Genomic DNA, 11,530 nt, shown 5'->3' on the forward strand with positions numbered 1-11,530 from the left:
TGCTTCTCCTTAAGCTGAAACTGAGCCGATCTGACCTTTACGCAAGGCTTCGATGACAACATCCTTGGGGCCGTCGGCGACGAGCTTGCCGTTGTCCATCACCATCAATCGGTCGACCAGGGTCAGCATCGACATACGATGAGTGACCAGTAGCAGGGTTTTCCCGGGCATCAGTTCGTAAAGATGCTGGCGCAGGACATCTTCGCTGCCGTTGTCCATGTGGCTGGTGGGCTCGTCGAGCAACAGGATCGGCGGGTCCAGCAACAACGCCCTGGCCAGAAGCACGGACTGACGCTGGCCCCCGGAAAGCAGTTGGCCACGCTCACCCACCGGGCGATCAAAGCCTTGTGGGTGACGCAGGGCCAGTTCATCGACGCCGGTGAGCCGCGCGACTTCCAGCATGCGCGAGTCACTGATGTAGCGAGCGCCCAGCGTCAGGTTGTCCCGCAGGCTGCCAGCCAGCAGAGGCAGGTCGTGGGCCACGTAACCGATCTGTTGACGCAGGTCGGCCACATCCAGTTGACGCACGTCCAGATTGTCCAGCAGCACCTGGCCTTCGTCCGGCTCGTAGAAGCCCATCATCAGGCGCGCCAGGGTGCTTTTCCCGGAACCGCTGCGGCCAATGATGCCGATGCGCTCGCCCGGACGAACCTTGAAACCGAGGCCTGACAGCGCCTCCGGCCCTTGCTTGCCATAGCGAAAACTCACCTGGCTGAAGCTGATGGCACCCTGCAGTGGCGTGCGCTCCAGCGGTCGTTGACCGGCCTCACGCTCTTGAGGCAGGGACATCAACGCGTCGGTGCTTTTCATGGTCAATTGCGCTTGCTGGTAGCGGGTGATCAAACCGGCGATTTGCCCCAACGGGGCCAGAACCCGGCTGCCCAGCATGTAGGTCGCGACCAGTGCGCCGACGCTGAGGTTGCCCGCGACGATGCTGTACACCCCGGCGACAAGGGTCGCCATCGCGCAAAACTGCTGCACGAACAGCGTGCCGTTGCTCGCCAGCGCGGCGAGGCTGCGAGCATGGCTGTCCAGTTGGGTGAGGGCGCCGTGGGTGGTTTCCCATTGATGCTGGCGCTGGCTTTCTGCACCGCAGGCCTTGAGGGTTTCCAGGCCGCCGAGGGTTTCGATGAGCAAAGCCTGGCGTTCGGCACCCAGGCTCAGGCTCTTTTGCACCGTGTCGCGCAGGCGAACCTGAATCAGCCAGGCAAACGCAATGGTCAGCGGGAAGGCCAATAGCGGAATCACCACCAGCCAGCCGCCCAGCAAGCCGATGACCACCAGCATCAGGGCGGCGAAGGGCAGGTCGATGAGGCTGGTCAGGGTGACGGCGGTGAGGAATTCCCGCAAACCCTGAAAGTCGTGAATGCTTTGGGCGAAACCGCCGATGGTGGCCGGGCGCGCCTTCATGGCCATGCCGGTGATGCGTTCGAACAGGGTCGCGGAAAGAATAACGTCGGTTTTCCTGCCCGCCTGATCCAGCAAGTGAGCGCGGATCAGGCGCAAGGCCAGTTCGAACAGCGTGCCGACCAACAAGCCGATGGCCAGTACCCACAGTGTCGACAGGGCCTGATTGGGCACTACGCGGTCATAGGTTTGCATGACAAACAGGGGCACCATCAGCCCCAGCACGTTGATCAACAGGCTGGCGAGGATGGCGTCGCTGTACAGCCAGCGTGACAACTTCAGGGTGTCGCGAAACCAGGCCTTGACCCTCGGCACCAGCGGCGCGCGCAAGTCTTCCAGCTCATGGCGGGGGCGGGCGAACAACGCCTGGCCGCTGTAGCGTTGGGCCAGTTCATCGCGGGTGACCCATTGCTCACCGCCCTCGCTTTCGCAAGGCAGGATCAACGCCCGACCGTCTTCGCCCCAGCGTCGCAGTACCGCGCAACTCTGGCTTTCGAGCAATAACAGCACCGGCAGGCTCAGGGAGTCGATGGCGGTCAATTCACGCCGCAACCAGCGCGCCTGCAAACCAGCGCGGGCGGCGGCTCGGGGCAGCAGGTCCGGGCTCAAGCGTTGTTGCGCCAACGGCAGGCCGGCGCTGAGGCTGGACCGGCTGGCCGTGCAGTCGTGCAGCTTGCACAGGATCAGCAGGCCGTCCAGCAACGGGTCGTCAACGTTTGAACGAGGATCGAATGAGTAGGGCAATTCCATGCTTGTCACGGGCTTACTCCCTGGGCGGATGCACTATTTCAGTTCGGGCAGACGGGCTTCGTTCTGGACTTCCGTCAGCGCCAGGGCTTCGGCGGGCAACACCACCCGCTGCTTGCGCAGCAACTCGCCTTCGGTGGCCAACACCCGGTACATGGCGAACTCTTCGGTGTAGCGCACCTCGGTATAGCGTCGGCTGGCGTTGTACAGCTCGTTCTCGCTGTCGAGCAGGTCAAGCAAGGTGCGCTGGCCGAGGCCGAACTGATCCTGATAAGCCGCGCGCACCCGGGTTGTGGTCTCGGCGTATTCCCGGGCCACCGGGGTTTGCTGGCGTGCATTGTTCATGGCGTTCCAGGCCAGCGACATGTCCTCGTTGAGCATGCGCAAGGCGTTATTGCGGATGTCCATGGCTTGCCCGGTCTTGTAGGAGTCCGACCGCATGCGGGCCTTGTCGCGGTTGCCGTTGAACAGGTTGTAATTCATCACCACGGCGGCACGCCATTCGTTGTCGTGGCCTTCCTCGCCTTGCAGATTGTCGTTGGCGCCCACTGCCACTTCGGCGTCGAAACGCGGGTAGAACGGCGACTTGGCACTCTCATACTGTTTTTCCGCCGCCTGGACATCGGCCTGGGCGGACTTCAGGTACGGGTTATTGGCCAGCATGCTTTTCTGCGCATCGCTCAAGCTCAGCGGCACTTCGCCTTTGATGGACGGTGGTGATTCAAGCTCATCCGGCATGCGTCCCACGGCGCTGAAAAAATTGGCTTCGGCGTCCGCCAGATCGACTTGTGCGGTGTAGAAGTTGTTCTCGGCCAACGCCCGACGCGCCTTGGACTGATCACGGTCGGCGGTGCTGCCGACGCCGCGTTCACTGCGCAGGCTGATCTGATCGTTGATGCGCAAGTGCGCTTGCAAGTTGTTCTTGGCCAGGGTCAACAGCTCACGACGCTTGAGCACTTCCAGATACACCTCGATGGCGCGCAGCGCGAGGCTCTGGGAGGTGCCTTGCACGTAGTAAGCGCGGGAATTGACCACGGCTTTGGTGCGCCCCACTTCATTGGGGGTATTGAAACCATCGAACAACAGCTGGCGCAGCCGTAGCTCCGATTGGGTGTAGTTCAGGGTCTTGTCGTCGTGGCCGTAAAGCGAACGAGTGGTGGGACTGTCAACGCTTTGCCGACCATACGCGGCGATCAGATCCACCCTGGGCAGATAGCCGCCTTTGGCAACGTTCACCTCTTCGTCAGCAGAAAGTCGATCGTTTTTGCTCGCCTGGATTTCCGGATGGTTGTCGATCGTGCTTTGAATTGCTTCGGTCAACGACATGGCTTGCGCTTGGGCACAGGCCACCGCCAACACGACTGCTGCGTAAAGCGGGGTCAAATCGCGCATGAGTACTTCTCCCTAAGTTCATGATGTTCGTATCGCCATAAAAATGACGTTTCCTGCAATGAAAACCGTATCAGGTTTGTAACATCACAGCTAAGAACAACTTCGGGCGGCCGCAAGACGTTTTTTTCATAAGGCTTATGCCAAAAAAAACTTATGCGCTTTTTCTGAAAGCAGCGATTGTTGATTTTAGTCTTCAAGTAAATACAGCGAGTTAGGCATTATAAATTAGCTTATAAGTGTATTTGACGTATTTTTGACTGAGCGGAATGAGCTGATTTTTAACGAAATTCCAGATTTTTTCAGGGTGACGTTATTTTGTCGTTTTGCTTTTTTTGAAGCGTGGGGCGTAACGCAGACGAGGTGGTTCTTGCCGGTTGTGTCACGTTTTAGGGCCTGATTGTTGCGATTAATGGAGGGAATATGGCGAGGTTGATCGGTACGGTGCGACAAGTGGTAGGCGAAGTCTTTGCAATCGCTGTGGACGGTTCGCGGCGAGTCCTGCACGAAGGCGACCGGGTATTTGCCGGTGAGCATTTGCAGACCGGCGCAAGCGGCGCGGTCGCGGTGCATCTGGCGGCCGGTGGAGAACTGACCCTGGGCCGGGACAGCCGCTTGCCGTTGACGGCGAAGATCCTCGCCAACCACGCCACCCATGTCGACACTGCGGACCCGATCACGCCCACCCTCGCGCAACTCACCGAGGTCCAGCAACTTCAGCAGGCCATCGCCGCGGGTGCCGACCCGTCGCAGATCAGTGAAGCCTCGGCCACCGGCCCTGCCAATCCAGGAGGAGCACCCAGCGCGTTGGGGGGCGGGCACTCGGCAGTACTGTTGACTGAAGTCGGTGGCGTGGTGACCCCGGTCATTGGCTTTCCGACGGCGGGATTCACCCGCGTGCCCGAATTTCCTGAAGGCCGGATCGAAGGCAGTGGTTCGCCTGACGCGCCGTCCGTTGTCGTCCCTCCCATCAATGAGCCACCCGTGCAGCCCCCGGCAGAGCCGCCCGTCGAACCTCCCGTGGTAACGCCGCCCGCGCAACCCCCAACCGAGCCGCCGGTAACGCCCCCCGTTGAGCCTCCGATTGAGCCGCCCGTTGAACCGCCTGTCGAGCCTCCGGTAGAGCCTCCAGTTGACCATGGCGTGGAGCTTTCCGGCGGCGCACTGACCCTTGACGAGGCGAACCTGCCCTCGGGTTCGAACCCCGATGGCGACGCGCTGACCCAGACGGGCAGCTTCAAGGTCACGGCCGTGGACGGGCTGCAAAACCTGACCGTAGGCGGCATTGTGGTCGTCAGCGGCGGTGTCATTGCTGATTTTTCCCAGCCTGTAACCACTGGGTTGGGGAATACCTTCAGCATTACCGGTTACGACCCCGATACCGGGGAGGTGCGCTACAGCTACACCTTGACGGGGTCGACGCTGCATCCTGACGGCGACGGCGCTAACACGACCGGCGAACAGATCAAGGTGGTTGCCACTGACAGGGACGGCGACTCGGCCACCAGCACCCTGGACATCACCGTCCTCGATGACCTGCCTCAGGCCGCGAATGTCGACACCACCGTGACCACCGAGCCGATTTGCACCAATCTGCTGCTGATCATCGACAATTCCGAGAGCATGAAAGACCCCTCCGGCGTGGATGGGCTGTCGCGACTGGAGTTGGCCAAACAGGCGATCAACGAGCTGCTGGATACCTACGCAGGCATGGGCGACGTCAAGGTGCAGATCGTTTCCTTCAACAGCCAGGCTGCTGTGCTCAGCGACGTCTGGGTTGATGTCGCCACGGCGAAGAGCATCATCAACGCCCTGGAGGCCGGCAACGGCACCAACTACGACGCGGCGCTGGCAGGTGCGCAGACGGCCTTTGCGACTGAAGGCAGCCTCACCGGCGCACAGAACCTCGCTTACTTCTTTTCCGATGGCAATCCTACGCTGTCGCCCACTCATTCAGACCCCAATTCGCAGCCCAATCCCGAGCAAGGCGACGGTGTCGACCTGAGTGAAGAGGCCGCCTGGGTGGCGTTTCTGCAAAGCCATGGCATTGATGCCTTCGCCATTGGCCTGGGTACCGATATCAGCGGTACTTACCTGGACCCGATTGCCCACAGCAGCAGTGGTCAAGGGGCGAGCAGCGCGGTCATCGTGACCGATCTCGGTCAGTTGAGCGCGGTGTTGGCCGGCACTGTTCAAGGCGGCACCAGCGGCAGCCTGTTGAGCGGTGGGACGTTCGGCGCCGACGGCGGCTTTATACACTCCATTACCGTCGACGGGACGGTCTATTCCTACGATTCGAAAACCGGAACGGTGAGCGCCCAAGGGGCCGACCACGGCAGTTTCAACGCCACGACCCACACCCTCACGGTGGTCAGTGATCACGGCGGCACGCTGTCGGTCAATGTGCTCAGCGGCGCGTTCAGCTACACCCCGGCGACCGAGGTGGGCAATGCGGCGCTGACGGAGACCATTCACTACGTCATCAGCGATAACGACGGCGATCTGGCGGGTGCCGATCTTCTGATCCATGTGCCGGGCAGTGCTCCTGCGGTCCAAGACCCAACGGCGGTGGCCGACAACGTCATCACCAATGTGCTGTCGTCGACGATCGAAGTGCCCGCGGCCTTGTTGCTCGCCAATGACGTCTCGGCAAACGGCGATCCATTGAGTGCCACGCCCACCGTGTTCAACACCGGATGGCAGGCCGGGGGGGCAGACTTTTCCGCCAGTAGCCTGAAGACCATCGACTTCGGCGCCCCCCAGGACAACGTGGGCAACCAGCTCAAAACCCTGGAACGCAGCGACTTTTTCAACAACAGTGCCGTGACCGCCGTCGTGGTTCTGGCCGGGTATCTGGGGGCTTTCAGCGCGGCCCCGGCCAATGCTCATGATCAATACAGCGTTCAGTTGAAGGCAGGCGAGACCGTAACCGTCGACGTGCACAACGCCAACGATTCTATTGGCGTGCTCTGGCAGAGGGACGACGGGGCGTTTGAATCGCTCAATGCCGACGGCACCTTCACGGCCACCGAAGACGGTGTGTATCGAATCCTGCTGGTCAACCAACCGGACCCCGGTGTCAGTGATACCGGCGAGCATTACACCCTGAGCCTGTCCATTGACTACAGCGCCGTCGACACGACGCCCACCTATGAAAGCCTTTACACCGTCAGCGATGCCCAGGGTGGCAGTGATTCGGCTGCGGTGAGTATCAGTTATCAGGAGGGCTGCACCCTTCAAGGCACCCAGGGCGATGACGTGCTGCTTGGCGGCGCAGGGGATGACAGTGTGTCGGGCGGGGACGGCGATGACGTGCTCAGCGGCGGCGACGGCAACAATGACCTGTACGGCGATAACGGCAATGATGTGCTGTTCAGCGGGCCGGGCAACGATGTGATGGATGGCGGGGCGGGCAACAATACCGCCAGTTATGCCCTGGCGACCTCCGGTGTGACCGTCACCAGCGCGATCATGGACTGGCAGGATACGGGCGGTGCAGGCACCGACAGGCTGATCAACATCCAGAACCTGATCGGTTCGGACTATGACGACCATTTGACCGGCGACCGGGAGGCCAACGTCCTCAATGGTGGGCCGGGCAATGACGTATTGGTCGGCGCGGCGGGGGACGACACGCTGACCGGCGGTCAGGGGCATGACACGTTTCAATGGCTGGCGGGCGACAGCGGCCGTGATCAGGTCACGGATTTTTCCATCGGTACCGACACGCTGGACCTCTCGCAGTTATTGCAAGGCATGAACGCCGACGCCAATTCACTGGAGGATTACCTGCATTTCAAAGTGACCGGCAGCGGTGTGGATCTGGTGTCCAGCATCGAAGTGAGCACCACCGCCGGTGCGGCGGCCACTCAAACCATTGACCTGACGGGCGTTGATCTCGCGACGCAGTACGGCGTGACACCTGGGGCCGGCGGCCTGGTGGCCGGTGGCGTGGACACGGCGTCGATCATTACCGGAATGCTGAGCGATCACTCGATGAAGGCGGATACGGTTTGATTGCGGAGACTAGAGGCTTGCCCGAGTTCAGGTATTCGCGGGCAAGCCACGCTCTCACAGACGCGAGTCGACCCATAGGGCGGTTCGAGGCTTAACGCTTTTCCAGCGTCTTCTGCCGCAGAATATAAAGGGTCACCAATACCGCGCTGGCGAGCATGAAGCCCCGGGCCCAGGGCAGGGCGACCAGGTAGCAGGAGAAACCAATGCTGACCCACATCAGGCCAATGGCGTAGACCTTGCCCTTGAGCGGGATGCCATTGCCATCGAGGTAGTCGCGAATCCACGGGCCGAGCCGTTTGTGATTGACCAGCCAGTGATAGAAGCGCGGCGAGCTTCGGGCGAAGCAGGCCGCCGCCAGCAGGAGAAATGGCGTAGTGGGCAAGACCGGCAGGAATATCCCGATCACGCCCAACGCAACGCTGATCCAGCCGAGGGCCTGAAGGGTATAGCGCACGAGCCGGTTTCGGCTCGTGCGGGGTAAGTCTTGCGCCATAGGCGCCGACTCAGTGGTGGCGGGGCTTGAGGATCGCCGGCTTTTCGTCGGGAGCCTGGCACAGCAGAAACAGTGCGGTCAGGGCTTCCGGGATCTGCACGATCATGTCGTCCATCAGGTTTGCGTCCTGGGCGATGTCCGAAAACTCAGGCTGCTCGTCGAACAGGCCCGAGCCGACCATGATCGGCAGCAGCATTTCGCTGACTTCTTCTTCGGCGCTTTCGAACCAGGCGTTCTCACGCAGGAACACGCCTTCCATGAAGCCGATGCACCAGCCGCGCAAGTCCGAATCATCCGGGTCGTCGCCCAGATCCAGGTCACAGGGCAGCTCGAAATCCTCGTCTGACGCCAGTTGGCGGGCGATATGCGCCTGCAACTGGATCAACGTGGCTTCGATTTCTTCGCGCTGGGCATCACTGGCGTAATGCGGCGGTTCGGAGAACAGCGCATCGATCCATTCACGCTCGGGAACAGGCTCGGCACAGATGGACAGGGCGGTCAGGTAGCCGTGAGCGGCCACGTAGTCCAGCGCCTCGTCATGCAGCTCATCGGCATCGAGGAAGGCTTGCAGGCGGTGTAATTGCTCAGCGAAGGACATTGGAAAGACTACCTTGGAAATAAACGATGCTGAATTCTAGGCCCTGAGCGCCTTGGGCGCCAGCGGCGAGGCCCCTTGAGGTTAATTTCGACCGCTCGTGTCGCCGCTGTCCTCTGCCTTTGAGTGGTCGGGTATACTGCCGCGCTTTGCAGTGCAGCAGGACAATCTGGGGTTTTTATGCTCGAACAGGCACAACGCGTACTTAAAGACATCTTCGGCTATGACAGCTTCCGCGGTCGCCAGGGTGCCATTATTGAACGTGTGGCCAGTGGTGGCGATGCGCTGGTGCTGATGCCCACCGGTGGCGGCAAGTCCCTGTGCTTCCAGGTGCCCGGTCTGCTGCGCGATGGCCTGACGGTGGTGGTTTCCCCGTTGATTGCCTTGATGGACGATCAGGTTGCCACGCTGGAGGAACTGGGTGTTTCGGCCGCCGCGTTGAACTCGACCCTCAGCGCCGAACAGCAACGCGACCTGGCCAACCGGATTCGTCTGGGCGAGGTCAAGATGCTGTATCTGGCCCCGGAACGCCTCGTTCAGCCACGAATGCTGGCCTTCCTGCAAAATCTGCAGATCGGCCTGTTCGCCATCGACGAAGCCCACTGTGTGTCTCAATGGGGTCATGACTTCCGTCCCGAATACCTGAAACTGGGCCAGTTGGCCGAACTGTTCCCCGATGTGCCGCGCATTGCGCTGACCGCCACGGCCGACAAGCGCACGCGAGAGGAAATCGTCACCCGTCTGCATTTACAGAATGCCGAGCGCTTCCTGTCCAGTTTTGATCGGCCGAATATTTTCTACCGCATCGTGCCCAAGGAGCAGCAACGCAAGCAATTGCTGGCGTTTCTTTCCGAACGGCGCAGCGACGCGGGCATTGTGTACTGCCTGTCGCGCAAGAAAGTCGACGAAGTCGCCGCGTTTCTCTGTGACAGCAATTACCCGGCGCTGCCGTATCACGCTGGTCTGCCGGCCGAAACCCGGTCGGCCAACCAGAAGCGCTTCCTCAATGAGGAAGGCTTGATCATGGTCGCCACCATCGCGTTTGGCATGGGCATCGACAAACCCAACGTTCGTTTCGTCGCCCACATGGACTTGCCCAAATCCCTGGAGGCTTACTACCAGGAAACCGGTCGCGCCGGTCGCGACGGTTTGCCGGCCGATGCCTGGATGACCTACGGCCTGCAGGACGTGGTCATGCTCAAGCAGATGTTGCAAAACTCCGAGGGCGATGAGCGGCACAAGCGTCTGGAGCAACACAAGCTCGACGCCATGCTGGCGCTGTGCGAAGAGACCCGCTGCCGTCGGCAGACGTTGCTGGCGTACTTCGACGAAGACATGCCGGAGCCGTGTGGTCATTGCGACAATTGCGTCGATGGCGTGCAGACCTGGGACGCCACCGAGCCTGCGCGGCAGGCGCTTTCAGCGATTTATCGTACCGGGCAGCGTTACGGCGTGGGTCATCTGGTGGATGTGCTGCTGGGCAAGTCCAATGACAAGGTGCAGAGTTTCGGCCATCAGCATTTGTCCGTGTTTGGCGTGGGCAAGGACCGCTCTGAAGGCGAGTGGCGTTCGCTGTTTCGGCAACTGGTAGCGCGGGGGCTGGCGGATATCGATCTGGAAGGCTACGGCGGGTTGCGCTTGAGTGATACCTGTCGGCCTTTGCTACGCGGCGAAGTCAGCCTTCAATTGCGTCGCGACCTCAAACCGCAAACCACCACCAAAGGCGGCTCCAGCCCGGCCAGCCAACTGGTGCGCGGCGAAGAGCGCGAACAGTGGGAAGCCCTGCGAGCCTTGCGCCGCAAGCTGGCGGAAGAACACGGCGTGCCGCCTTATGTCATTTTCCCGGATTCCACGTTGCTGGAAATGCTGCGCAGCAAGCCCGACACCTTGTCGGACATGGCTCAGGTCAGTGGCGTCGGCGCCCGCAAGCTGGAGCGTTATGGTCAGGCGTTCCTTGAAGTGCTGAGCGGCACTGCCCCGGCGCCCCAGGTCATTGCCGACGTACGCCACGAACTCATCAGTCTGGCCCGCGCCGGAATGACCCCGATGCAGATCGCCGGTCAACTGCAATGCACCGAGAAAAACGTCTACACGATGCTGGCCGAGGCGATTGGCAAACAGCAATTGTCCCTCGAACAGGCCCTTGATCTGCCGGAGGATCTGCTGGGAGAAGTGCAGGACGCCTTCCTGGATGGCGAAGGCGAACTGCCGCCGGTCGCCGCCATTGCCGAGCAGTTCAGCGGGCGTGTGCCCGAAGGCGTGCTGTATTGCGTGCGCGCCGCCTTGCAGTCTGAATTCGAGGTCTGACATTCAGGCTGTACCCCGGGGTCGTCACGGATGCGACCAAAGGCCACAGCGTGAAACTTGCCACGATCCGGGAGCCATGGTTAGCTGACTAATAATTAGTTTCGATCATGAGTTCCCTATGCCAATGACTGATGAACATCGTTTCGGTATGCAGCTTGGCCACCTGACACGCGGGTGGCGGGCAGAGCTTGATCGACGACTGGCTGATCTGGGGCTCTCCCAGGCCCGTTGGCTGGTGTTGCTGCATCTGGCCCGCTTCAAAGAACCGCCGACCCAGCGTGAGCTGGCACAGAGCGTTGCGGTGGAAGGCCCCACTCTGGCGCGTTTGCTCGACAGCCTTGAAAGTCAGGGGTTGGTGCAACGTCACGCCGTGCTGGAAGACCGACGCGCGAAGAAGATTGTGCTGTGCGACTCCGCGCGTCCCTTGATCGAAAAAATCGAAACCATTGCCACGGCGCTGCGAGTGGAGTTGTTCGAAGGCATCGAAGAGGATGACCTGAGGGTTTGCATGCGCGTTCATACACAAATTCTGGCTAACCTCGAAAGATCCTGAAGCGGCCGCGCCGCTTCTCGCT

At 61.0% G+C, this 11,530-nt stretch carries 7 protein-coding genes; 3 read left to right on the plus strand and 4 right to left on the minus strand.

The window, feature by feature from the left end:
• Positions 1 to 9 precede the first annotated feature (9 nt).
• A complete protein-coding gene (locus ACP7B0_RS12220) occupies positions 10 to 2,166 on the minus strand; it encodes a type I secretion system permease/ATPase (RefSeq protein ID WP_426141624.1) in 2,157 nt (718 codons plus the stop codon).
• A gap of 24 nt (positions 2,167 to 2,190) precedes the next feature.
• Positions 2,191 to 3,546 (minus strand): TolC family outer membrane protein, encoded by a 1,356-nt coding sequence (locus ACP7B0_RS12225; protein ID WP_426141625.1) that lies wholly within the window; start codon positions 3,544 to 3,546, stop codon positions 2,191 to 2,193.
• Between the two features lie 420 nt (positions 3,547 to 3,966).
• Here ACP7B0_RS12225 and ACP7B0_RS12230 point away from each other — a divergent pair, with 420 nt between their 5' ends.
• On the plus strand, positions 3,967 to 7,560 hold the full coding sequence (locus ACP7B0_RS12230; protein ID WP_426141627.1) for a retention module-containing protein: 3,594 nt from the start codon (positions 3,967 to 3,969) through the stop codon (positions 7,558 to 7,560).
• Between the two features lie 91 nt (positions 7,561 to 7,651).
• Here the strand turns inward: ACP7B0_RS12230 and ACP7B0_RS12235 are convergent, their stop codons facing one another.
• Positions 7,652 to 8,053 carry a YbaN family protein gene (locus ACP7B0_RS12235; protein WP_426141628.1) on the minus strand — a complete coding sequence of 134 codons (402 nt, stop codon included), beginning with the start codon at positions 8,051 to 8,053 and terminating at the stop codon, positions 7,652 to 7,654.
• Between the two features lie 10 nt (positions 8,054 to 8,063).
• A complete protein-coding gene (locus ACP7B0_RS12240; protein ID WP_426141629.1) occupies positions 8,064 to 8,651 on the minus strand; it encodes a UPF0149 family protein in 588 nt (195 codons plus the stop codon).
• A gap of 177 nt (positions 8,652 to 8,828) precedes the next feature.
• On the opposite strand from ACP7B0_RS12240, the gene recQ reads away from it, so the two are divergent.
• Both recQ and ACP7B0_RS12250 read left to right on the plus strand, forming a co-directional pair.
• Positions 8,829 to 10,955 carry a DNA helicase RecQ gene (gene recQ, locus ACP7B0_RS12245; protein WP_426141630.1) on the plus strand — a complete coding sequence of 709 codons (2,127 nt, stop codon included), beginning with the start codon at positions 8,829 to 8,831 and terminating at the stop codon, positions 10,953 to 10,955.
• Positions 10,956 to 11,073: 118 nt separating this feature from the next.
• Positions 11,074 to 11,508, plus strand: coding sequence for a MarR family transcriptional regulator (locus ACP7B0_RS12250; protein WP_426141631.1), 435 nt, complete (start codon positions 11,074 to 11,076; stop codon positions 11,506 to 11,508).
• Positions 11,509 to 11,530: the final 22 nt, after the last annotated feature.

Origin of the sequence: Pseudomonas sp. DWP3-1-2 (assembly GCF_049896285.1) — a bacterium.
Lineage (GTDB): Bacteria > Pseudomonadota > Gammaproteobacteria > Pseudomonadales > Pseudomonadaceae > Aquipseudomonas.